This window comes from Psychroserpens burtonensis DSM 12212 (genome assembly GCF_000425305.1).
GTDB lineage: Bacteria > Bacteroidota > Bacteroidia > Flavobacteriales > Flavobacteriaceae > Psychroserpens > Psychroserpens burtonensis.
On the sequence record NZ_AUDE01000006.1, the window covers coordinates 112,243 to 136,198 of the forward strand.

The following is a 23,956-nucleotide window of genomic DNA, read 5'->3' on the forward strand; positions in this document are numbered from 1 at the left end:
TAGTTTTGATACAATAATTCTTTTTAGAATACGATCATTAACTTATAACAGCACAAAGTATTTTATATCCATTATATAAAAGCCAATTGTGACCAGTGATTAATCATCGCCTTTACGCTCATATCGATAGACAAACCCACTTTGGGAGGTTCACAACATGCAAAAAATAAATATGTGAGTAGTATTTTCATATGAAACCTTTGTATTTGAGTTTTGAAACATTAGCGTTTAGGGTTTTCATTTAGTTGCAGTATTCTGAACAATTTACATGAATTTTCAAATACGCGATTCATCAGAAGCTTCAGAACTCGACATTTGTAGCTATCATTTACTCACTCGTTAATATTTTAAATTAACGTATAGTTGCTTTTTAAAACCAAATTACTCCCAGTCGCATCAACTCGTAGACTTTTAAAATACTATATTTTGCATTATATACTTCAGTATAACAAATACATTTATTGTATTATTTTTTCTTAAAAATTTAATTTGTAAATATTCTTTATGTTTTTAGTACTAATCTATCAAATCACCACAAAGCTTAACTTTTAGTTTAACTGCACCAGGTAGATATGCCAAAGGAATGGATTCTTTTACTAAAATACTAATACTGTCTTCTGAAGCACCATTTTTCAGTAATTCACTTCCTACGTTGGTTAAAAGTCGCTCTAGTTCTTGTTTTTCATCACATTGCAATGTATTCACAATCAGTTCGTCTTCACTACTTATTTGAGCTATACATGCTCCGAAAGCATTAGCAACCTCTAAATGTTCTGGGAATATAACGTTTGATGCGCCTTCAATTTTTTTTGGCAATAAAAATGCACCACCACCACATGCAATTACTGGAATTTCCTTGGAGTCTGTTTTCAATTTATCTACTAACTTTTCAATAGATAATTGTATTTGATATTTTACTAATGCTAAGGCTTCAGAAAAATGTAGTCCAGAAATTTGCTCAATTTTCTCTGTTATAGCCGTTTTTTCTATAGAACCATTGATTTCTAATTGATTATTAGCCAAAAAGAAATCAGAAATTGTGAGTGTATCACCTTTAAAAGCAACTGCCTTTTCTTTAAGCCTATACCCCACAGAATCCGGGCCTAATTGACAGGTTTTATCCTTAAACCGAATAATAGTACCTCCGCCAATACCAACAGCAACAACATCTGGCATTCTAAAGTTGGTAAGTACCCCTCCTATTTGCGCGGCTTGTGTGCTTTCTCTAGGAAAAAAATTGACTAGCACACCTCCATCTGAGGTTGTGCCGCCGACATCAATCACAATACCATTTGCAACCTTGGATAAAGCTCCAGCTCCTCGAATACTATTTGTTGGTCCTGACGAAATGGTGAGTACAGGGAAATCTTGCGCTTGATCTAAAGACATAAGCGTTCCATCATTTTGACCGATAAATAATTGCGATGAAAAACCTAAACGTTGCACTGTATCTTTAAAAGCCCTTACCATTTTTAAAGCGACTCCCTGTAAGGCCGCATTAAGTATTGCTGCGTTTTCGCGTTCTAACAAGCCTAAACCGCCTAATTGATGAGAACAACTTGTTCTTACAGCATCTCCTAGAACCTCTTTAGCCCAAACAGCGACTTGCAACTCTTGATCTGGTATTGTTTTTGAAAAAATACCTGTAATTGCTAAAGATTCTATGTCGCCTTTCATTTTAAGAAGGCAGGCTTTAACTTCGTCTTCCTCTAAAGGACTAATCAGTCTTCCATCAAATTCGTAGCCCCCATGAACCATATATAAATGACGTCCTAAAATTAGTTTTAAATCTTCAGGGAAATCAGTCATTGTTGGGATCGCACTGCTTGCCGGTAAACCTATTCTTATGGCTCCTATTTTATTTAGCTCCTTGCGTTCGACTAAAGCATTAGTACAATGTGTCGTCCCAAGCATGATGTATTTAATGTCTTCTTTAGGAACATTTGAATCTAACAGCACTTGCTTGATGGCATTTTCTATACCACTGCTGACATCTAAAGTGGTGGTTTGTTTCGTTTTTGCTAGTATATTATTATCATGAGATACCAATACAGCATCTGTATTGGTACCACCAACATCAACTCCAATTTTGTAGTACATCTTTATTCTTTTTTATTTAATTCTTCAATCGGAACATATTTTTCTGTGTATCCAAACTTTTTTGGACCTGCTAATTCGATGCCTTCTGGTGTGCGCCATTGGTCGTCAGATTTCATTGCTAAAACAACGACTCGCGCACCATATTGAATGGTTTCGGCTGTAATTGGTCGTGCATTTTCAGCATCAATAAGAACAATTAAATCTGGGGTCATAGCCACTGGTTTACCGTCTATTTTTGCCATTAAAAATTCATTTTGAAAATCGAGTTGCATGTTACAACCTTGATTGTCATCTAGCCCCATAATTTCGCAAACTCCTTTATTCCAACGCCCATCAATTTTAATAGTAACATTACTTACCTTTCCTGTAAACAATTTTATGGCCGCTGCATTTTCTATTAACGCATCTAACGGATTACGATTTTGTGCTTTCGCGTTCAAAATAGCCTCACCAAGCATTTGAGCATAAGAAACTATACCGTGAACAGCAGCTTTTTTTACTTGTGCACCACTCATGGGATAGCATCCAATAGCACAACTACCACCCATTTGTATAGCAGTCGCCCCAACTAAGAGTTCTCCCCATTCATTAGATATGGTATCATATACATTTTTATTACCTTTTTCGTCCGCTTGTGTTATCGGTGAAACAGGAATGTCGTGCAAGGTAAATGTGACCATCTCTAATCTTGGAAAAGCCCTTCCCATGCCATCTGCATCGACTAATGGAATTTGTTTTTGAGCTGCAATTGAAAATGGTATAACCCCGTTAAGTCCTCCTGCCTCAGCGGGCATTACGGCATCAATTTTTCTTCCAAGATAGGATTCCATCATTTCAAAAGCTTTGATGAATTCGTCACCTGAAAATAATTTTTCTACTAGGATCAATGGTGCTCCAAATGCGGCTATTGGTACAACCAATGCATCATCTTTTAATTCTTCAGCTTGTATTAATGAGACATCACCATATTTATTAATCGCCGCTTTCGCTAATAGTTTTCCTATATAAGGGTCTCCACCTCCACCAGTTCCCAAAACAGTAGAGCCCATAGCGATATAGTCTATGTCTTTTGAGTTTATTTTTCTCATTGTTATTTCATGATTTTTTGAAGTAAATAATAGACTAAAGCAGCCACAATAATTCCTAAAATATTTTTGATTTGAGAGGTCATTACTAGCATTAAAATAACGCCACTAGCCCAAGAAATGACTCCTTTCCAATTGACCTTTTGAGGCATGTCTTGATACGTCTTAGAGATGTAATAATCTGAAATCATAACACCAGCAATAGGTGTAATAGTTATTGTTAATAGGGTGATAAAACTCATGAAGTGGGTTAAGATTCCAAGAGCAGCTAATAGTATTCCAACTAATCCAACAACTAAGGTTGTTTTAGAACGTTGTGAGTTATTTAATTTAAATAAATCATTGAATGCTAAACCAGAAGAATAGATATTCATCACATTGGACGTCCAGGTCGCCAAAATTAAAATGGACATTGCAAAAAACGGAAATCCTAAAGTTGAAAATATGTCAACAATATCATAAGTACCTTGTGTAATCGCTAATATGGCTCCTATAGCCAAAAGACAAAGCGCAGAAGGTATAATACCGAATATAGAACCCAATATGGCATCTTTTTTTGTGGCTGCAAAACGATTATAATCTGGCGATATAACACCACCAACCGATATAAAACCGATTGTGAAACTAATAGCTTGTAATAAGGGCATTTTTTCTTGAGGCTTAAAACTCAATATCTCCTGAAAACTATGCGTTTTAAATGTGACAACTAATCCATAGATAAGAAGTAAAACGATAGCTGGTACGGCGATATAATTGAGCCATTTTAAGTATTTAAAACCAAACACTGCGGTGAGCACCATGATGATTCCCCAAAACACAGAAGAGAGCCATACTGGAATTTCTGGGCCATTCATTTCAATTAATATTTTTGAAAAAGAGGCCCCTGCAATATTACTTTGTATTCCAAACCAACCCAAAGTAGATAATCCTATAACCAAGCCTACTATTAATTTTGCCCCATGGTCTCCAAAACTACTTGAGGCTAATGAAACAGTAGCTTTTCTCTTCTCTACAGCCGAAATACTAAGCAACGACATAAATAATACAACAAAGCTAAAGCCGACTAATCCTGCAAGTATAGAATGACCAAAACTGAGTGAAGCAATTAATGTACTCCCGACTAATAATGCCGGAACACTTACAATCCCACCGAACCATATTCCGGCAAGACTAAACCATTTCGTTGTATTTTGACTGTTTTCCATTTTCTATTTAATTAAGGTATAAATAAGCGATGTGTCCTCCAATACGTTGCCTGCTTGCGCTTCAAAAGCTTTAATATATACAACATCCCCTTCTTTTAAATAGGCTTTTGAAGAGCCATCCTCGTTTAGCATTTCTATTTTTCCTTTTTGAATAATTGAAATTTCATGGCAGGCATGTTTCGTAAATCCTTTTTCAGGAATTCGAGTGCCTTTCTTTAAAAATACAGTGCCAAACTGAATATCAACTTGCTCATTCTTAATATGAAATAAAGACATGTTATAATGCTCTTTAGACGACGGATATATTATGTTCTTAATTTCCATTAGTCAACGATGATATTATTTCCAAATTGATAGTCTTCTTTAAATAAACCAAAACGTTTTATATCGTCTTCGGAAGGTGCTTCTGTGCTCCATTGTCTTGAAGGTTTCCAATTATAATTACGTTTTAAAATAGCAGCTTGCTCTGCTTGTTTTAATGCGGCTAACGAAGGATCTAATACTGGTACATTAAATCTGGATTGGATTTTTTTGAAAAAACCAAACTCTAAAGTACAGCCGAGAATAATGGATTCCGCATGGTCTTTTTCAATCGCTAATTGAGCAGCTTCCATTAATTTTTCTTCGGTTACTTTATGATCTTTCTGAAACTCTGGTACTGTCATACCGACCGCTCTAAAAGAAGCGAGATGATCCTTATAGCCATAGTCTTTGATCGTAGCCTGCATTTCGTGTTCCCATTTTTTTTGACCAATAATTACAGAAAACTTGTTAGATAATTTTAAAGCAATTTCTATCGAAGATTGACAAGGTCCAATGACCACCATATCTCCTGAAATTTCGCGAGTATCGAAAATATAAGGATCGTAAAAACAACCTATAATTAAAGCATCAAAGCCTTCTTTTGCTGCTTGTCTTGTTGCTTTTATTAAATCGGAAGCAATTAAAGCGTTAAAGGTTCTATATTCTAAATTGTCCATTTGACCAACAGAAGCGTTCAATGACCTCACATGCACTTCTGTATCTGGAAACTTGTTTTCTTTGATCATCGTAGCGAAAAAAGAATCGTAAGCATCAAAACCCACAGGGTTTATATACATTATTTTAATAGGTGTAGTTTCCATTTTAACTATTCTTATACGTTATAAAATTCTTTTGCTTCGCTTTTGCTTATGTATCCATTTTTCACATCTAATGCTACATAGTCTTTTGGTCTGTCTGCTGGTTTTCCGTAGCCACCACCAGTAGCTGTAACACATCTAACGATATCACCTTTTTCTAAAGCTATATTTGTTCCTAAATTATGTCGCGTTTCTTCACCATTTTTTCGAATAATTTTAAAATAATTGTACGACCCATCATAGCCACCATTCATCCCCCAAGTTTTCGTTTTTTCTCCTAAAAATGCGGCTGTAACATGTGCGCCATTAGAAACAATTTTATAATCTAGATATTGTCCGTTACCGCCTTGAAACTCACCATATCCACCACCTTCATTATGAAAAGCATATTGTTCTACCTGAATACCGTAGCGCATTTCTCTAATCTCAATAGGAATGTTATACGATTCCCCACTTCCGCAAGATAGTTGCCCACGATTTCCGTCGTGCGTAGCAGAAGCTCCCCAACCACCGGCCAAGGGCTCAGCTTGAATATAAAATTGCTTGGTATCTTGATGAATGCCTGAAATAAATGTGGCACACACAGAGCGCAAATGTCCTGCTGGTAATTTATCTGGAATTAATGGTGCTAAAATTTTCCAGATTAAATCGATAGAAGTGATTAAAACCTCGTAGTACACAGAAACTGCCGAAGGCGCTTCTGCACTTACAATTGTACCGGGTTCACAAAGGACTTTCATGGGTCTAAATGATCCGCCATTTGCATCCATTTGTGGTGTTGTAATCGCTTTAAATAAGCTTCTACAGCCTGTTACCAGTCCGCTAAATGATAGGTTAGTTGCTCCTTTTACTTGTGGATGGGAACCGTTAAAATCGGCTATAAACTCCGTATCTGTAACCGTAATTTTTGCCTTAATGGGAAAAGGGCCTTCTCCAAAACCATTATCTTCAATCGCAGATTCACCTTCATAAACACCATTTGGAATTGTTTTTAAAGCTTCAATAGCCATACGTTCACCATAATTCAAGAAATCCTCTGTCGCTTTTTTATAAGTCTCTAGTCCATATTTTTCAATAATTGAAACCACACGTTTCGCACCAACTTCTGCTGCAGCAATACCAGCGTGTAAATCACCTAAAGTACTTTCTGGTAATCTTACATTGGCTTTAATTAAATCGAGAATAGCGTGATTAAAAACACCTTCTAATTTTACCTTTATAAATGGAAAATGTAACCCTTCCTGATAAATTTCTGTTGCCACTGTTGATACTGAACCAGGAAATGTACCTCCCAATTCTGTCCAATGGGCCTTATTTACTGTGAATGCGATGAGTTCTTTTTTATAAAAAACCGGATAGATGATAGACACATCCGATAGATGTGTTCCTCCACCTGAATAGGGTGTATTGGCGATTACAATATCGCCTTCTTTAAGAGTGTTTTCTCCTTTAAATTTTTCTAATGTTGACTTAACAACAGCATCTAAAGCTGCTAAAAATGCAGTCACACCATTTCCTTGTGCTAATAATTCACCTTTTGTATCTGTAATACCAACGGCATAATCTAAAGACTCATATATAATTGGACTCATACTGGTACGCTCTAATGTTTTGAACATTTCATCTCCGGCTGCTACTAAGGCATCTTGAATAATTTCTAGTGTAAATTTTTCCATTATTATACGTTTTGAAGTGTTAAAATTAAGTTACCATAAATGTCGATATTCAATTTATGAACTGGCGTAACTACCGTTGTAGTGTCTTTTTCAGCAATAATTGCTGGCCCAGAAATAGTCATATCTGGTTCTAGTAAATGGCGATGATAAAATTTTGTTGATTGAATTCCTAAATCATCAAAATCTACTTTTCTAGTGTCAAAAATAGCATCTTCAACTTTTTTACCTGTTTTCTGTAGTGTTGGAAAATCTGGTTTTTCAACAGCTACTTCAGCAACTAAATGAAAGTTTACAAGCTCAACAGGCGCTTCTAATTGAAAAGAATAGTGCTTTTTATGTTCCTTATGAAAGTGAGAAATAATAGTTTCTAAAGGCATACTTTCTGAAAAGTCTTCTAATAATACTTTTACATAATGTTCTTGCCCTGCATAACGTAAATCAGCATAATAGGTGAATTTTATATCATCTAAAGTATAACCATCTAATTTAAAACTAGTGATAGCTTGGTGTTCAATATTTTTAAATTCAGTTTCAATAATCGCTTTTTGACTATCTAATAAGGTAATAACATTGGTACGTATATAATCTCTACGAATATCTGACATTAACATTCCAAAAGCAGAAAACACACCTGCGTGCGAGGGAATTATTAGTTCAGAAACTTGTAACTCTCTGGCTAAATCAGAGCCATGCATAGCACCACCACCTCCAATAACAACCATTGTAAAATCTCGTGGATCGTATCCTTTATTTACTGAAATTAACTTTAACGCGTTAATCATGTTGGCATTTGCGATGCGTAAAACACCTTTAGCAACATCCTCTTTTGAGCCCTTTAATTTTTCACATAATGGTTTTGAAGCGTCTTCAATACCTTTAAAATTAGGCTGTAGTTCGCCTCCTAAAAAATAATCTGGATGAATACGTCCTGTTATAATATTGGCATCTGTAGTGGTAAGGCTCATGCCACCACGACCATAAGCTGCTGGTCCAGGCATTGCTCCAACACTTTTTGGTCCTACATGCATTTTTCCTCCTTTATCAATCCAAGCAATACTACCGCCTCCATTTCCAATTTCTACAATGTCTATAACGGGCGTTTGTATTGGGTAACCAGCTTCGGTACGAGAATGTTCAATTTTATAATTTGTAGTAATTTTAACTTGTCCATTTTCTACTAACGCGCATTTTGCTGTTGTACCACCAATATCTAAAACAATTAAATTCTTTTTATGAATAACATTCCCTAAAGCAATTGCCCCAAAAACACCACTTGCGGGTCCAGACTCTACCATAGTAATTGGGTTTGACCTCACATCGTTAAGCGTCGTAATTCCGCCATTAGATTGCATGATATAGGGTGATTGTTTTAACCCTTGACTTTTTAGTTTTTCTTCTAAATTATTCAAATATTTTTTTGCGATTGGCAAAACATAACCAGATAAAACTGTAGTACTGGTGCGCTCATACTCACGCCATTCTCTAGTAACTTGGTTTGAAGCAATAATTTCTACCTCAGGATATAATTGGTTTAATTTATCTACTAATTCTAATTCATGTTTAGGGTTTTTATAAGCATGTAATAAACAAACTGCAATAGCTTCTACATCTTCTTCTTTGCACGTTTTTATGATATCAGTTATATTTTTTGTGCTTAATTCTTTTAAAACTTCTCCTTTATAATTAAGTCTTTCTTCAACCTCAAACCGTAAATATCTTGGTACGAAAGGCGGTTGTTTTACAAAGTTAAAATTGAATAAGTCAGGTCTATTGCAACGTGCAATTTCTAAGACATCTCTAAATCCTGCTGTAGTTATTAAAGCTGTTTTTGCACCTTTCCGCTCAGTTAATGCATTAATAACTACGGTTGTTCCGTGCGCAAAAAAATTAATTTCTTTTAAATTTAAATTAGCCTTGGTAATTGTATTTAAAATACCTTCTTCAAAGTTAGAAGGTGTAGTATCTGATTTTGCTACTTTCACTCCGGTTGGCTTCCCTGTTTTCTCGTCGAAACCAAGGCAGACTAAATCTGTAAAAGTGCCTCCTATATCTGTTGCTACTCTCATTTTATTTGTGTTTATATATATTTATTAAAAAAGCCACTAATGGTCATTTAGTGGCTTAGCATTCACATTAATTCACTTAAAAATTAACTCAAATATTAATGAAACGTTTCTTCTTTATAAATTAAAACTTATAAGTAAGCGTTGTGCCAAAAGCGGTTGGTTGACCTAACCATGCTAAATCCGAACCTCCATTAGAGAAGGTTTGGTCAAAAAATTCTGTAATATATTGTGTGTCTGTAATATTTGTTCCCCATAAGGCAACAGAAAAATCATCATTAAACGTGAAGCTAATTCTGGCGTTTAAGAGACTATATCTAGGTGATACTGCTGCATTATCTTCATGCCAATACATTTCCCCTGTACCCTCTAAATTTATATTACCATTAAAAGTTATTTTGTCCGAAACATTAAAACTAGATTCCAAACCAAGATTGTAACTATCTTGAGGTACTAATGGTGTTGAATTACCTGAGACATCAATAATCTCATTCGTTCCAGTACTTACTGTTGATGTACCATTTATAATTCTAGATTTACTTACGCCGTAACTACCTAATATATCAAGCCAATTTGAAGCACGTACTCGAAGATCTGCTTCAAAACCTACAGATTCACTTTCTGCAATATTAAAATTACCAATCAGAATTTGCCCTGCGCCACCATCAAGAACTAATGCATATAATTGCTGATTAGAGAAATCGGTATAATATGCTGAGATGTTAAGTATAAATCGATTATCCCAATAAGAATTTTTAATTCCAATCTCGTAATTATCGGTAATTTCAGGTTCAAAAGATGTTTCATACCGAACTGTTTGACCTTGGTTAAAGCCACCTGTTCTGTAACCCTTTCCATAATTAGCATACATCATCATGTTTTCTGTTGCTTTAAATGCTAATGAAAATTTAGGTTGTAATTGTGTATCCGTTCTTTCTGGGTTTGTGCCTTCACTTCTATTATCCTGACTGATATTATCATTATCGAATCGAAGACCTGCTGATAACGTTAATTTATCTGTAAACTGGTAGTCAATAAAGCCAAAGATTGCAAGGGTTCTATAAGTGTTTGTAAAATCACCAATAGCAAGAGGACTTTGTATACCTGAGGGTGCAAATGGTGGTGAAAAGAATCCGAAATCGGCAGTAGCTGTCGTTATAAGTGTTTTGTCTAGGTTTTGATAAAACATACCTAAATCCCAGTTTATCTTACTATCCTCATCACTCAGGGAACCTAAACGTATCTCTTGATTGAAGGTTTTTGTATTACTATCTTGATCCTGTCTTAATACATCAGCAGCAGTAAAATCTAAGTCTCCAAAAGCATTTCTATCTACTTTATTAAATGTCGTTAGCGACGTTAATTTTATTTTATTCAAATTAAAATTCACCTTTAAATTACCGTAGGTGCTTTTTAAAGTTCCTACTCCGTCTTGATCTGCAAGGATTGCCATGTTGTCATAATCATCTGGTGCTATTTTTGCATTACCATCTTTTGGTATCGCATAATAAAGACCGCCTGCTTCTGTGTCAATTACCTGACCAGTAAGCGTAGCAGATATTTTAGAAGATAGTTTAGCTTTTAATTGTGCCCTAAGTGTTAAATCTTCTATATAATCTGGCGCCTGATCTAGAGTTGTATTGTTCAATAGACCATCTCCTTTTTTATATGAACCAGAAACACGATAGAATAATTTGTCCTTTATAAGAGGTCCAGTAGATGATAACTGTGCTTTTAATAAATTTCCGTTTGCATAACCAACTTGAGCCTTACTTCTATATGTATTAGTTGGTTCATTGGTAACAATATTTATGGCACCAGCAATAGCGTTTTTACCATATAAAGCGCCCTGAGGCCCTTTTACAACTTCAATCAATGCCACGTCAAATAATTCTTGGTTTAATAAATTGGCGTCAGGCAGCGTTACTCCATCAATTACAAATGCTATAGGTGCATCTCCATTTCTGATTTGTGAAATTCCTCTTACCGTAATAAAATTATTTCCTATATTTTGTGAAGATGTAAAATTAACATTAGGGATTTGGTCTGTAAATGTTTGAATATTATTAATGCCCTTGGTCTCTATATCTTCAGCGGTAAAAGAAACAACAGATTCTGCAATTGTTTGTACAGATTCTGCTCTTCTTCTAGCTTGTCCAATTACATTTCTAAATCCTTTAACCATTACTGCATCTAATTGAGAACTATCTTCTTCAAGTAGAACATCAATTTTTGATTTTCCATTAACAACTACTTCTACAGTTTTAAATCCTAAAAAAGAAAAAACAAGAGTGGATCCTTGCCTAACCTCAATTGAATAATTTCCATCAAAATCGGTTGTCGTTCCATTTGAAGCTCCTTTTTCAATAACATTCACTCCTAGTAATACTTCAGAAGCAGTTTTGACATTACCGCTTACTGTTAATTCTTGAGAGAATGAGAATAATGGAAGAAAAATAAGTAATACTAATAAATTTCGTAACATTTTAATATTTATTTTGTTGGTTTGGTTGTAAATGTAGATTTTAAATTTTTCCAATTTATTTATTCCACATATTATTTATTATATTTGTAATTCCTTCTGATTAATATGGAAATAAATGGAAAATCAAAATTTAGACGCTTTAAACTTAACTAACACTGTTTTTAATGTGTTAATCGAAAGTGTTGTAAATCATTTTAAGCTTAAACATAACATATTAATTAAGTATAAAGATTCTCAATTATATGGTTTTGGAAACTATAATACTGAACAACCTAGCTTAAAAGGAGATTTTGAACTAATTATAAAAAGTTATGTCAACGGTAAATATTTATATAATAAACAGCGAGAAGCTGCCTCTGGAAAACCAATTATCAAAATAAGTGGTGATTACAAAAATTTATTTTTTAAATATTTAGGTTTTCAAAATATCACGGATTTTATTAAAAGTGACTTGTTTACTTCAAAACAGAGAATCAAACAACTAGAATTAATAACTAAAGGAGACAAAATTAACGAACACCATTATGTATGTTATTATTACGGAGAAGATAGTAAAATGAATAAGGGTCAAGTTATTATACATAATAATTGGAAAACCATAGAAATGATTTACGTGTATGTGAATGAAAAGGAGGAAAAAAATACGTACACATTTTATGGTAATATTACTCAGAGTGAAGACTTTGCACACATTAATACCAAATATTATGTAGGTAATAAAAAGAGCGAAGGCGCAAAATTTATATTTTTTATTGGAAAATCATCACCAAATGAAAGACAGTATTTAATTGGGACGTATTGCGGATTTGACAAATACGATAGAGCAATTTCTGGTAAAATGATTTTAAAAAAATATAACTCTAAAGCTGAAATTGAAGATGAAGCAAATGATAAATCTTTCGATCCAATACTTTGTCAAGAATTAAATAAAAATAGAACAGTAGTGGAGAGCAACATTAGGAAAAATCCTTTGCTATTTTCTAAAAAAAGTCCATTTGCTCAGGTTTTGACACGTACATCTGGAGATTATGTTTTTAAATTTGAAATAGAACAAACTAGGCACGAACTAAAATTAAAAATAGAAAAATACCACTTTAATATTATTAGTATAAATGATTCTATAATAATTGAAGATGATAGAGTTACTGTATTAAACAAAGGGCAAATAATTAATTTTGATTTTTCAGTATCTGGGATGTTTCATTTACAAAAAATATCTATTTATATCAATGCTATATATTTTGTAGAGAATGATAATAAAGTTACAGGCATTTTTAATGGTGTGGATATTAATAATAAAATTGTTTCTGGTAATTTATCTATTGTAGCTATTAACTAAGTTTCTCCACTTTTCTACTGCGTCCTTTCTTAATAGCATGTTTACTCGTATATCTACTATTTAATAAACAGGAGCTCGTTAACCTTGAATAATTTTGGCTAGCTCCTAATCTCATTCTTAAGTTTCATTAACATTTCAGAAGAAACTTTTAGAATAAATTTTTTCAAGAAACTGGAGAATAACTTTCGCTTTTCACCAAATTGAGGAACTATGATTCGTGAACTCAATAATATAAAATAGAAAGATTACTATCTGATTTAAATAAATCATTTAAAAGAATCATATACATCATTCTAGGTTATTCTTCTGTTGTTAAAATTAGAGGAACCAATAAAGCATTTATAAAATTTCTTAAGTCTTTTGTACAACTTCAATGCTATGTTAAATGCTATCTAAATGTAGTCATTGAAAATACCATTCGTTAGTACTGATTAAAAAATCATCCCTTCCCTCCTGTTTTTAAATATATTAGTAATTTTACATTGTTTTATGGAACAAATTTTTACTTTTACGACATGAATTTTTTAAGTGTTTTTCCAGTATTAAGTGTGATTTTTGGACTGGTCCTAATGATTTTTATTCTATTTAATAAATTTGGCCTTGGAAATAACAAAAGGATACGATATGTTTTATCCTTCTTACTATTTATTTATGTGATTACGGCATTAGACTACCATCTTTCAATCACTAACCAAATACCTGTAACCTATTCGGGAGTCACCTACTTTTTCTATCATTTTACAGGGTTATTATTTTACTATTTCATAGCTCTTTACACCAAATCTGAAATAAATACAAAAAAATGGGTGCCTATAGTAGTTGGGTATACCCTACTCAGAATTTTAGTATTTCTTCCTTTTGATCAAAATCAAGATTTACAAGGTTTTGTAGCAGCTTTGGAGACTTCAAACTACGGCATATTGGTCTTAGTGGAATATATTTTGGTGAGTTCTATCAATATTGCACTTATGTTTCTTGCCTATAAGAAATTAAAAAAGGCGCCATTACTAATTGAATTAAATGAAAATCAAAAAAACCTTTACAAATGGATTAAGATTATCATAATCGCAATCGTATTCCTACAAATTATAGTTTTTGTGACCACAATTCTAGGCAGTTTAGATATTGGTAATTTTAATTTTTATCTAAAATTTGAAACACTCATCTATTCGATATTTTTCTTCATATTCGCATTTTCTATAATGCATTTCCCCGTATTTGCTTATTCTGGAAATTTTGAAGATCTACCCACTTCTACTATTGAGAAATATGCAAAGTCATCATTATCTGATTCTTCAGATCTTTTTGAAAAAATAAAAGCTATCGTAAATGAGGAAAAGATGTACTTAGACTTCGATTTAAAATTGAATACCATCGCTGAAAAATTAGACCAATCCATTCATCACATATCACAGGCTATCAACCAGAATGCAAAAATGAGTTTTACTGATTTTATTAGCAGTTTTAGAATTGAAGAGGCCAAAAAGAAACTCATAGAGCCTAAACCAGATACAATATTTGCTATTTCTTTAGATGTAGGTTTTAATAGCAAAGCTGCTTTTTACACTGCTTTCAAAAAACACACACAAATGACCCCTACCGAATTTAAAAAACTTTACAAGCCTATAGATTGATATAACTTTGTAATTATATGATTTTTAACCACATTAAAAGTGTCTTCCCGATAAATGAAGACACTTTTTTTTGTTTGGGTTTATAGGGAGAAACACTATGGAGGTTATTTCAAAATATATTTGCAACTTAATTTAAAAACTAAAAACATACTTAAATGAAAAATTTAAAATTGGTAGTGCTAATTGCTTTAGCACTTAATCTTGTCACTGTCTCTTGTAGTAGCGATGACGACAATAACGTTACACCTTCAGATAATGTAATGACTATAGAAGGAGAGCAAATTAGCATAGAAACTGCGGTTTTAGTGGGATATGGAGAAAATGATAATGGCAGTTTTGATTGGGACGTTAGCTTATTATCAGAAGGATTTGTAATCACTATATCAGAGCCAGAGAACACCACTGGAAATGGATCTAGTATATTTTTAGAGCTGAGCACAAATAGTGCATCAGGTCTTGTGCCAGGGACCTATACATTTGCTAATGAAAGTTCAGCATTTAAATTGGTAAGTGCACAAGCAAGTACCAATTTAAATGCTGAAACCGGCGATGGAAACTATTTTATTGCAACTAGCGGTACTGTAACCATAACTGGTACGGGTACTAATCAGGTTATAAAGGTAAATCTCGTAGGCGAGAATGGGAACAACATAACAGCCTCTTATAGCGGTTTATTGCAAACTGTCTAAATTATTTAAACATTACGTGTTATGCAACATTTAACTACAAATTAGACTTTAGAACAAAAATTAAACTGAATGAAAAGAGTTTTATTAACAATGGCTTTGTGTGGAATGGCTTTAATGGCTATATCTCAAACCGCTAGCGTAGAAAAATCGACTTACGGCATTCAAACAAGATTTTTAGGGATTTGGGTTCACAATGAATCTAAACTCACAAACTCAATAGCATTAAGAACTGAAATCGGATTTGACAGCGGAATTTGGGGAGGAAGTTTCTACGATAGAACTAGATTTTTAATGACACCTGTTATTACACTCGAACCAAGACTATATTATAATTTGAATAAAAGAGTAAGGAAATCTCGTAGAATTGATGGGAATAGTGGAAATTTTATTTCTTTAAAAACCAGCTATCATCCAGATTGGTTTGTTATTTCTAATACGGAAAATGTTAGTGTAATTAGTGATATTTCAATTATACCGACTTGAGGAATTAGAAGAAACGTCGGAAAACATTTTACTTATGAAACTGGAATTGGAATCGGTTATAGATATGTTTTCGCTAAACTAGCACAGCTTTTGACTTAGCTCTTAAAAATAAATTAAAACTATAACAATTATGAAAAAATTATTACTATTATCAACTATTGCAATTTTCGGAATATCAAATTTAATCAATGGTCAAAATATTGATTTCGGGTTTAAAACAGGTCTTAACATTTCAAACATAGCGGGAGGTGAAACAGATAGAAATAACTTATTTGTTTTTCACATTGGTGGGTTTGCTGAGTTTAAGATAAATGAAAAATTTTCACTTCAACCAGAGTTATTGTATTCTAGACAAGGTTCGGAAGTTGGAAATTCAGTAAAAATAAAATTAGATTATCTAGCAATACCTTTGATGGCAAAATATTATTTATCTAAAAAAATTAGTTTAGAAGCTGGGCCACAAATATCATTTTTAGTAAATGACAAATTTGATTTTAATGAGAGTTCAATCTCTGATGCTGATACAGACGCCTCAAGTTTTGATTTTGGACTTAATTTTGGTTTTGGATACAATATCAATTCTAAGCTATCTACCCAAGTTCGATATAATTATGGCATTACAACGATTAGTGAAAATCCGGATATTAAAAATAGTGTGTTTCAAATTTCATTGGGGTACAGATTATAAAGAATACCACCTCTAAAGTAAGAAGACACCTTAATTATAAGGTGTCTTCTTGTTCCTAACTATGTTATCGTAAAATAAGTTGACTAATAATCGATTCAAAAGCATGAAAAAAAGTAACGCCAGTAGGTAACAACGTTTCTCCTTTATTGCTAGTTCTAGTTCATTTGCGAAAACCTACAGGGATTTTCTATTCAGTCTGTATCAACTGCATGAGGTATTCAAACGCGCTACACCTGAGCAAAGCGTGCTGCCGCAGCAGACCAAATAAAACAATGTTGCATTTAAGCTTGGTCATTTTCCATTCTAGTTTGTTATTGACAATTTCTGTTACTAAGACTATGCAAACAAATCACAACGTTATAGAATAAAAAAGCAACCTCGCTTTCAGCACAACATTAAATAATTAAAATTGTATAAATTAAGAATGTTGAACAGCTAGAGAATCTACGACAACGAAACGTTTGATTTTCTAACTTTATGACGCTAACAAACCTCATTATATTCCGAGAATGTATTGAGGTTTTTTTTTAGTGTGTTCATATTTATTATTTTTCAATGGTCTTATGCTTTTTTCTTTTAATGTTTCCCTTAGGTTATAAAATTTTGAATAGGCTCGTTATATCTATTAAAGTATAAATGGCTATAAATTTGAAATATTCTTGACTCTTCTTTTAACGTTATCCCCTTTCTTTTGACAATAAAAATAGTAATCGTGATGCTTTTGGGTAGTATACATAACAGATAGATGTATAATTAATTGTTTATGAGGCGTATTAAATACACTATCATTATTTATTCAAACTATTGATTAAAAGCATTTTATGGTTTTAAAAATGTCTTCCCTATAAACGAAGACACTTTTTTTTGTTTGGTATTATAGGGAGAATCATTAAAATGATCTTGTCTAAATATATTTGCACCATCAATTATAAACGAACAAAAATAAATCCAGTGAAAAAAGATTCTAAAAAATTAAAAAGAGGTATCAGAGCGATTGTAATCATTAGTCTTTTAAACATTACAAGTCTGTTATTAATTTCTATGGGAAGTAATACTTCTCTTGAGAAAGACCAAACAAACCTGCTATTCAACAAGTGGCATCTAGAGACCTATAAAATAGAAAGTAAGTTGTATCCACCCAACAAAAAGGAAAAAGACGATTACATTCTCTTTAAAAAAGACATGACTTTCACTTCAAAATCAGAAGGTAAAGAAGACGAAGGAACCTTTATCCTAAATACAAACGGTGCTTACGTTGTAATGAGCGATAAAAATGGTGAAAAGATAAAAGCCTATATCATTTCAATATCAAATAACTCTTTAATACTGAAGTATGATATTAATGAAATTAAGGATGTTGAAGTTCATTATAATAGCGCGAATCAAATTCAAAAATTATGAAAAAATTTATTAGTATTTTATTTGTGTTTTTTAGTTATAGTTCATCTTTTTCGCAGACGACTATAGATCTAAAAATAGTTCCATTCGAGATTGCGAATCAAAATTTTTATATAGACAACGTTATAGATAATCGTCAAGAGCTCCACCTTGGAGTTATAGAAAATAAGTCTAATAAGAAAGTGACATTACGTTTTGAGAATGGCACTGCTACAACAATCAAAAACTTTATGGATGCCGCTCTGCCTAAATCAGGTGACAGAGTTCCGATAACTTTAAGGGTTAATCATTTGAAAATTGAAGAAGCACAAACAAGTATCGATAAGAGAACGGCTAGAGTTTATATAGAGCTCCATTTCTATGCAGAAAACGGAGAAGAACTTTATAAAGTCGTTCATTACGAAGATCAGGTTTTTCCAGTATCTAATTTATCTGAAATTTACGAAACCCACGAACAAAGAATCCGAGCAGCATTAGAATATTGCTTATGGAGTTTCATTAATGCACAAAAAGTAAATACAACTCATAATCTGATAAAAGATGACGTACTGGATAACGCTAATTCAACTAAAAAAGCATCCACGTTTGAAGCCTATGTCCCTTTAGGTAAGTGGGTTAATATGTTAACATTCCAAAGAGTGACAGATAAATATAATGAGGGTTGGAATGTAGAATATACTGGGTTTTCAGACAATGACAAGGACCTTATTATTCCTTTTGTAATAGGCTTTGGTCAATCTAAATCTAAATCAGATATAGTACGAGAGCGTGGGTATAGTTCTGTTGATTCATATGTCCTCGGTTTTGGATTCAATGGCTTTATCAAAATAACACCTGGTGTTTATGTCGATCTTGGTTTAAATGTACCTCTCGGACTGGAAGTGTTAAGAGATCTGGAAGACAATAAATCAACCAACTTTTTAATAGGTCTCAGTGCTAATCAGGGAGTGAAAATAATTCCTTGGAAAGATTTTGGAATTGTCATTGGAGCAGGAATTTTTCAAAGGTGGCAGACCTCTAAAGTAATCAATAGAAATTTTGGGTTTGCATTGGAATTAGGAATTAATTTTTAATTTCATTATCGAGACGCATAAGCCATAATTATACAACGAAAATTAAAACAGTCATAAAATGAGTTTTACACGATTTCTATCCTTATTTGAAGAGTCTCAAATAATGACCTTCATTGGCTATTTTTTTATTTTCAATATTAGCCTAATTTTCATTGAAACATTGATAGATTTAATTACCTCAAAAAAAAGAAGATGGAAAGATACAGGTGCTAATTTTTTAATTTTTATAACAAATCAGTTTCTAGAAAAAACAATAGTCGGTTCCATTGGGGTTATATGTTTAATGCCTTTTTATTGGCTGACTCCACTTTCTATACCCATGAACCTACTGACTTGGGTTCTTGCATTTTTTGCCGCAGATTTGACCTATTATTGGATGCATAGAATAGAGCACGAACAAAGAATTTTATGGGCTTTGCATAGTGTGCATCATTCTTCTAAAGATTATAATTTAAGCATTTCGTTCCGGTTGAGTATTATAGAAGGTTTTATAGAATGGATATTTTTAATTCCAATGATACTCATAGGTTTTAGCCCTTTTCAAGCTATAGTAGGTCTGATTCTAGTTGCTCAATTTCAAACATGGATACATACAGAACGTATTGGTAAACTAGGTTGGCTAGATAAGGTTTTTAATACACCCTCTGTACATCGTGTACATCACGGTTCAAATAAAAAATATTTGGACAAAAATTATGGTGGTTTTTTGATTATTTGGGATCACATATTTGGAACCTATCAAAAGGAAGAAGAACAAGTTATTTATGGGTTAACAAAAGGTATAAACACCAACAACCCACTGTTAATTAATGTGATAGAATTTAAGAGCATCATAAAAGATCTAAAAAAGTGTAAATCATGGAAAGATCGATTTAAGATAATCTTTGGGAATTTATCATGGAGACCAGTTTATTTCAAGGAAGAATCTAAAAAAATATATTAATAGATTAACATTTTGCAAACTAAAAATACGTAATGAAACAAAGAATAATAGGAATAGATGTAGCGCGAGCATTGGCAGTTATCGGAATGATCGTCGTCAATTTCAAAGTAGTATTTGGAGAAAATGGCCAACTTTGGGTAAAATCTTTCGCTAGTATTTTTGACGGAAAAGCTGCAGCAACATTTGTAGTTTTAGCAGGTGTTGGACTTGCTTTAATGACCAATTCAGCAATTAACCATAGAGATAGAGCGAAAATAAAAGTTGCTCGAATTAGAATAGCCAAAAGAGCTTTGTTTCTTTTTATTATTGGTATTTCATACATCACAATTTGGCCAGCAGATATTCTACATTTTTATGGGATTTATATGGCCATCACACTGGTGCTATTAACTTGTAAAGAAAAAACAATCCTAATTTCAGGTATTTGCATCATTCTAGTGTATCCAATTCTAATAACAGTTTTAAATTACGAGACAGGTTGGATTTTTGCCACTTTAGATTATCAAGATTTTTGGACGTTTAAAGGCTTTATTAGAAATCTATTTTTAAATGGTTTTCATCCAGTAATGCCTTGGACTGCCTTTATGCTCTTTGGTTATTGGTTCGGAAAACAGGATTTACACAACGACAAATTCGTAAAAAAAACATTTTGGATGAGTACCATCATTTTTATTTCTATTCAAGTTGTGTCTTTTCTAACCATCTCGACTTTATCAGAAGGAAACAAAGAAGTTACTTTGGAACTGATTGAAATTTTTGGAACAAAACCAATGCCACCACTACCCATTTATATGTTCAGCGGCACTGCCATTGCCTTTGCGATAATTTCAGCGTGTATACTAATTGCCAAGAAATTTAAAAACAGTTTTATCATTGATGCCTTAAATAAAACAGGCCAATTAGCATTAACCTTATACGTGGCACACGTCATTGTTGGAATGGGAATTATTGAAGTAATAAACCCTTCTAAAATAGGGAATTATTCAATTGAATTTTCAGTGATTTATGCAATTGTATTTAGTTTACTGTGTATCTTATTTGCTGTTATTTGGAGAAGATATAACAAATCTGGACCCTTAGAATGGGTGATGCGAAAGCTAACGGATTAAAAAACTAATTGTATAAATTAACACTTAACTTATAGTTCGTACTTTATTCGCGAATATTACTAGCACTCAAAAGAAATGAAAGGGATACTTTTTAATATATTTTCTGAAATTTTTTCTTAAATCTAACAAATTTTTAAATGATAATACAAGAATTTTAAATCAGATGTTATGAATAAGAAGTCAATTTATATTATTTTAATTTCCATGATTTTTTTATGGGGTTCATTTGTTGTCGTTAGTTTTTTTTCTGACCCAATGGGATTTATTTCATATTTAGGATTTGCAAATAGTAATAGTGGGACTGCCTTAAGTTGGGCGTTGGCGTTATTAACAGTGATTTTATATTGCTTTAGTGCAGCAAAAATATCAGAAGTAAAGTACCATATGTTCAAAATGGATAGACTAAAAGTAGTCGCAATTCTTGCAGCTGTTTTTGCAGGGATAATGGAAGAGGTGATTTATAGAAAGTGGATTATGGATTATCTCGACTCACATGATTTCTCTGTTATAGTGCAGGTCTCATTATCAGGTTTAGCTTTTGGAATCATCCATCTATTATGGGGAATAAAGAACAGAAAAGCTGGAGTAAATGCTTTTATTTCCACATCCTTATTAGGCTTTGCCTTAGCCATTGTTTACTTAGTCTCTGAGCGTAGTTTAGCACCGTGCATAGTTGCTCATTTTATGATAACAGCACTTATAGAACCCGGTTTATTGGTTGCTGCAAAAGAGGATAAAATAGGGTACTGGTGAGAAAACCTAAAGAGGCCCTTAAACGAAATGAAATTATATAATAAGCTATGGACAAAGGTCCTTTTTGTTGCAAGTAAAAAACATCGTTATAGAGATTATTTAGAACAAAAGTATCCATATCCAACAATTAATCAAATTAAAGAAAACGCTCTCTTTTTGTAACAAAAAGAACATTAATTCGTCATAGTATCAACCTAAAGAATAAATAAAATTTATTTAAAATTTAAAATGAAAACGGCAAAATTATTCTTAGTTATTTTAATAGCCATCGCCATCCAATCCTGCTCTTCTGATTCTGATATAGACCCAGAACCGACTATTGACAATAGAAATGGCATTCATTATAAAGGTGTTTTTTATCCTTTAAATACCGCAATAATTAGGAAAAAGGAGTTTAATGTTTGGAATAGGGGGCCAAGTGTCTATATCCGTTTATTCAATGCAGATCCATTATTCAATGCAGATGATCCCTTTATTACACATCCAAAATGGCTGGATATAAATAAATTTAGTTTTTTTTATGAAGCAACCGAAGTAACGACTCGCACTATAACTCCTGTACCCCATTATAACATGCGCATAAATACAGGTTATGATCCTTCTAATATTCATTTAGCGACTACGATTCTAAGAGATTATACAGTACGCCCAGAAAATATAGCAGTTGCTAGTATTGTGCATATAAATGCTATATCCGCAGATGAAATAGATTTAGATTTTGAATTTACGCGGCCAGATGGCGAAATTATAACAGGACGTTATAAGGGGTCTTATTCAGATGTAAGCACTGAAGATTAATAAATTTAGTTTTAGAGTTTAAAATAAAAACACAATGTTAAAAAAAATAGTAAAATTATTTTGTGCTTTCTTACTTATTGTAATCGCATCTATTGCCTTACTTAGTAGAATTACAGGAATTGGAATAAAAGCACCCGATGGTCGCTATTTGGGGTACTCAAATGAATGGCTATTTCTCGACTATCAAAATATTCCTGTCCGTCAAGATGGCCCTTATGTTCTAACCGAAAATGATACACGTTATGCCCTTTATATTAATGGAGACGGCAAAGCTCCTTCCGAGGTACTTCGACAAGACGTAACAAACGAAGTTGAAGTTATAGTAGACAATGCTGTAGGGACACAATTTACAGTTCCTTTGCGAAAAGCTTATCAACGTTCAGAATTGAGTATTCCGAGTCCTAAAAAGCTATTCGCTATTTCAGATCTGGAAGGTGAGTTTGACACTATGGTTCATCTATTACAGGTGAACGGTGTAATAGATCATGCTTTAAACTGGAGTTATGGCACCGGTCATTTAGTCTTAATTGGTGACATGGTTGATCGCGGTAGGAATGTTGTTCCTTTGCTATGGTTAATTTACAAATTAGAGGGGGAAGCTAAGTTGGCTGGTGGACATGTTCATTTTGTATTGGGCAATCATGAACGTTATTTATTAGATGGGAGAACCAAGTCCGTTGCCTCTAAATATTATGGTACTTTTCGCACTACAGATTTGTCTCAACGGGAATTATGGTCTGAAAAATCAGAATTAGGACACTGGTTAAGGAGTAAACCTGTGATGCTGAAAATTGGTAGTACTTTGTTTGTACATGCTGGCATCTCTCCTAAAGTATTAAGCATGGATCCTTCACTTCAATCCATTGACAAAGAAGCAGAAAATAATTTTGTGACTGATGATGTAGTAAGAAGGAATATTGACGGCAGTGTGATACATGATGCCAATGGCATACTATTTTATAGAGGTTTAGCGCTAGACAGGAGTGCAGATGATCTTGGTGAAAAAGCGAGCACAGCGCATGTGAATCAGGTGCTTGAAAAATTTAAAGTAGATAGAATAGCTATTGGACATACTTTGGCCACAAACATTAGCCATGACTATGATGAAAAAGTTATACGTGTTGATGTGCATCATTCAGGTGAGGTGAGTGAAGGCTTAGTCATAAAAGACAATACACTGTGGCGAGCCGATGACAAAGGGAAAATGTTTCCACTCAAACAAGTGGAAAACAGTACGGAATAAAAAAGGACTAGTGAACTAAGGTATATTAACATTTAGTTACAGTGCTATATTTAGAGTTGAATGTGGTATTA

At 33.1% G+C, this 23,956-nt stretch carries 20 protein-coding genes; 12 read left to right on the plus strand and 8 right to left on the minus strand.

The genetic code is table 11. From position 1 onward, the window contains the following. Window positions 1-516: 516 nt before the first annotated feature. The 8 genes from H593_RS0102065 to H593_RS0102100 all read right to left on the minus strand — a co-directional run bounded on the left by H593_RS0102065 (window position 517) and on the right by H593_RS0102100 (window position 11,735). Window positions 517-2,100, minus strand: a complete 1,584-nt coding sequence (locus H593_RS0102065; protein ID WP_028870889.1) for a hydantoinase/oxoprolinase N-terminal domain-containing protein — start codon at window positions 2,098-2,100, stop codon at window positions 517-519. Window positions 2,101-2,102: 2 nt separating this feature from the next. Continuing rightward, window positions 2,103-3,188 (minus strand): S-methyl thiohydantoin desulfurase family protein, encoded by a 1,086-nt coding sequence (locus tag H593_RS0102070; RefSeq protein ID WP_028870890.1) that lies wholly within the window; start codon window positions 3,186-3,188, stop codon window positions 2,103-2,105. A 2-nt stretch (window positions 3,189-3,190) separates the two neighbouring features. Continuing rightward, window positions 3,191-4,390: a cytosine permease gene (locus H593_RS0102075; protein WP_028870891.1), complete on the minus strand. Its 1,200-nt coding sequence runs from the start codon at window positions 4,388-4,390 to the stop codon at window positions 3,191-3,193. A gap of 3 nt (window positions 4,391-4,393) precedes the next feature. Further along, entirely contained in the window at window positions 4,394-4,714 is a 321-nt protein-coding gene (locus H593_RS0102080; protein WP_028870892.1) for a hypothetical protein, read from the minus strand. Next, complete coding sequence (locus H593_RS0102085; protein ID WP_028870893.1) at window positions 4,714-5,514, minus strand: aspartate/glutamate racemase family protein; 801 nt, start codon at window positions 5,512-5,514, stop codon at window positions 4,714-4,716. Before H593_RS0102085 ends, H593_RS0102080 begins: the two co-directional genes overlap by 1 nt. Window positions 5,515-5,525: 11 nt before the next feature. Next, entirely contained in the window at window positions 5,526-7,187 is a 1,662-nt protein-coding gene (locus tag H593_RS0102090; protein WP_037051270.1) for a hydantoinase B/oxoprolinase family protein, read from the minus strand. A gap of 2 nt (window positions 7,188-7,189) precedes the next feature. After that, window positions 7,190-9,253, minus strand: coding sequence for a hydantoinase/oxoprolinase family protein (locus tag H593_RS0102095; protein WP_028870895.1), 2,064 nt, complete (start codon window positions 9,251-9,253; stop codon window positions 7,190-7,192). A gap of 121 nt (window positions 9,254-9,374) precedes the next feature. Continuing rightward, complete coding sequence (locus H593_RS0102100) at window positions 9,375-11,735, minus strand: TonB-dependent receptor (protein ID WP_028870896.1); 2,361 nt, start codon at window positions 11,733-11,735, stop codon at window positions 9,375-9,377. A gap of 115 nt (window positions 11,736-11,850) precedes the next feature. On the opposite strand from H593_RS0102100, the gene H593_RS0102105 reads away from it, so the two are divergent. The 12 genes from H593_RS0102105 (at window position 11,851) to H593_RS0102165 (ending at window position 23,885) form a co-directional block, all read left to right on the plus strand. Continuing rightward, the gene (locus tag H593_RS0102105; RefSeq protein ID WP_028870897.1) at window positions 11,851-13,074 is read left to right on the plus strand and encodes a hypothetical protein; all 1,224 of its coding nucleotides are present in this window, start codon (window positions 11,851-11,853) and stop codon (window positions 13,072-13,074) included. A gap of 515 nt (window positions 13,075-13,589) precedes the next feature. Beyond that, window positions 13,590-14,708, plus strand: coding sequence for a helix-turn-helix domain-containing protein (locus tag H593_RS0102110; protein ID WP_028870898.1), 1,119 nt, complete (start codon window positions 13,590-13,592; stop codon window positions 14,706-14,708). 155 nt (window positions 14,709-14,863) lie between these two features. Beyond that, complete coding sequence (locus H593_RS0102120; protein WP_028870899.1) at window positions 14,864-15,397, plus strand: hypothetical protein; 534 nt, start codon at window positions 14,864-14,866, stop codon at window positions 15,395-15,397. Between the two features lie 69 nt (window positions 15,398-15,466). Beyond that, the gene (locus H593_RS18350) at window positions 15,467-15,880 is read left to right on the plus strand and encodes a hypothetical protein (protein ID WP_245584992.1); all 414 of its coding nucleotides are present in this window, start codon (window positions 15,467-15,469) and stop codon (window positions 15,878-15,880) included. Between the two features lie 130 nt (window positions 15,881-16,010). Beyond that, window positions 16,011-16,568, plus strand: coding sequence for a porin family protein (locus tag H593_RS0102130; protein WP_028870900.1), 558 nt, complete (start codon window positions 16,011-16,013; stop codon window positions 16,566-16,568). Between the two features lie 951 nt (window positions 16,569-17,519). Then, window positions 17,520-17,969: a lipocalin family protein gene (locus H593_RS0102135; protein WP_245584993.1), complete on the plus strand. Its 450-nt coding sequence runs from the start codon at window positions 17,520-17,522 to the stop codon at window positions 17,967-17,969. Next, a complete protein-coding gene (locus H593_RS19820) occupies window positions 17,966-19,039 on the plus strand; it encodes a hypothetical protein (protein ID WP_028870902.1) in 1,074 nt (357 codons plus the stop codon). Before H593_RS0102135 ends, H593_RS19820 begins: the two co-directional genes overlap by 4 nt. Before the next feature lie 58 nt (window positions 19,040-19,097). Continuing rightward, a complete protein-coding gene (locus tag H593_RS0102145; protein ID WP_028870903.1) occupies window positions 19,098-19,982 on the plus strand; it encodes a sterol desaturase family protein in 885 nt (294 codons plus the stop codon). A gap of 32 nt (window positions 19,983-20,014) precedes the next feature. Next, entirely contained in the window at window positions 20,015-21,091 is a 1,077-nt protein-coding gene (locus H593_RS0102150; protein ID WP_028870904.1) for a DUF418 domain-containing protein, read from the plus strand. A 168-nt stretch (window positions 21,092-21,259) separates the two neighbouring features. Next, a complete protein-coding gene (locus tag H593_RS0102155; RefSeq protein WP_028870905.1) occupies window positions 21,260-21,844 on the plus strand; it encodes a CPBP family intramembrane glutamic endopeptidase in 585 nt (194 codons plus the stop codon). 228 nt (window positions 21,845-22,072) lie between these two features. Then, complete coding sequence (locus H593_RS0102160; protein WP_028870906.1) at window positions 22,073-22,642, plus strand: hypothetical protein; 570 nt, start codon at window positions 22,073-22,075, stop codon at window positions 22,640-22,642. A gap of 148 nt (window positions 22,643-22,790) precedes the next feature. Next, complete coding sequence (locus H593_RS0102165; RefSeq protein WP_245584994.1) at window positions 22,791-23,885, plus strand: metallophosphoesterase; 1,095 nt, start codon at window positions 22,791-22,793, stop codon at window positions 23,883-23,885. Window positions 23,886-23,956 lie beyond the last annotated feature (71 nt).

What these genes read in the sequence shown, in the direction of transcription:
- H593_RS0102065 (WP_028870889.1), bottom strand. Translation starts at nt 2,100, where the DNA reads ATGTACTACAAAATTGGAGTTGATGTTGGTGGTACCAATACAGATGCT.
- H593_RS0102070 (WP_028870890.1), bottom strand. Translation starts at nt 3,188, where the DNA reads ATGAGAAAAATAAACTCAAAAGACATAGACTATATCGCTATGGGCTCT.
- H593_RS0102075 (WP_028870891.1), bottom strand. Translation starts at nt 4,390, where the DNA reads ATGGAAAACAGTCAAAATACAACGAAATGGTTTAGTCTTGCCGGAATA.
- H593_RS0102080 (WP_028870892.1), bottom strand. Translation starts at nt 4,714, where the DNA reads ATGGAAATTAAGAACATAATATATCCGTCGTCTAAAGAGCATTATAAC.
- H593_RS0102085 (WP_028870893.1), bottom strand. Translation starts at nt 5,514, where the DNA reads ATGGAAACTACACCTATTAAAATAATGTATATAAACCCTGTGGGTTTT.
- H593_RS0102090 (WP_037051270.1), bottom strand. Translation starts at nt 7,187, where the DNA reads ATGGAAAAATTTACACTAGAAATTATTCAAGATGCCTTAGTAGCAGCC.
- H593_RS0102095 (WP_028870895.1), bottom strand. Translation starts at nt 9,253, where the DNA reads ATGAGAGTAGCAACAGATATAGGAGGCACTTTTACAGATTTAGTCTGC.
- H593_RS0102100 (WP_028870896.1), bottom strand. Translation starts at nt 11,735, where the DNA reads ATGTTACGAAATTTATTAGTATTACTTATTTTTCTTCCATTATTCTCA.
- H593_RS0102105 (WP_028870897.1), top strand. Translation starts at nt 11,851, where the DNA reads ATGGAAAATCAAAATTTAGACGCTTTAAACTTAACTAACACTGTTTTT.
- H593_RS0102110 (WP_028870898.1), top strand. Translation starts at nt 13,590, where the DNA reads ATGAATTTTTTAAGTGTTTTTCCAGTATTAAGTGTGATTTTTGGACTG.
- H593_RS0102120 (WP_028870899.1), top strand. Translation starts at nt 14,864, where the DNA reads ATGAAAAATTTAAAATTGGTAGTGCTAATTGCTTTAGCACTTAATCTT.
- H593_RS18350 (WP_245584992.1), top strand. Translation starts at nt 15,467, where the DNA reads ATGAAAAGAGTTTTATTAACAATGGCTTTGTGTGGAATGGCTTTAATG.
- H593_RS0102130 (WP_028870900.1), top strand. Translation starts at nt 16,011, where the DNA reads ATGAAAAAATTATTACTATTATCAACTATTGCAATTTTCGGAATATCA.
- H593_RS19820 (WP_028870902.1), top strand. Translation starts at nt 17,966, where the DNA reads ATGAAAAAATTTATTAGTATTTTATTTGTGTTTTTTAGTTATAGTTCA.
- H593_RS0102145 (WP_028870903.1), top strand. Translation starts at nt 19,098, where the DNA reads ATGAGTTTTACACGATTTCTATCCTTATTTGAAGAGTCTCAAATAATG.
- H593_RS0102150 (WP_028870904.1), top strand. Translation starts at nt 20,015, where the DNA reads ATGAAACAAAGAATAATAGGAATAGATGTAGCGCGAGCATTGGCAGTT.
- H593_RS0102155 (WP_028870905.1), top strand. Translation starts at nt 21,260, where the DNA reads ATGAATAAGAAGTCAATTTATATTATTTTAATTTCCATGATTTTTTTA.
- H593_RS0102160 (WP_028870906.1), top strand. Translation starts at nt 22,073, where the DNA reads ATGAAAACGGCAAAATTATTCTTAGTTATTTTAATAGCCATCGCCATC.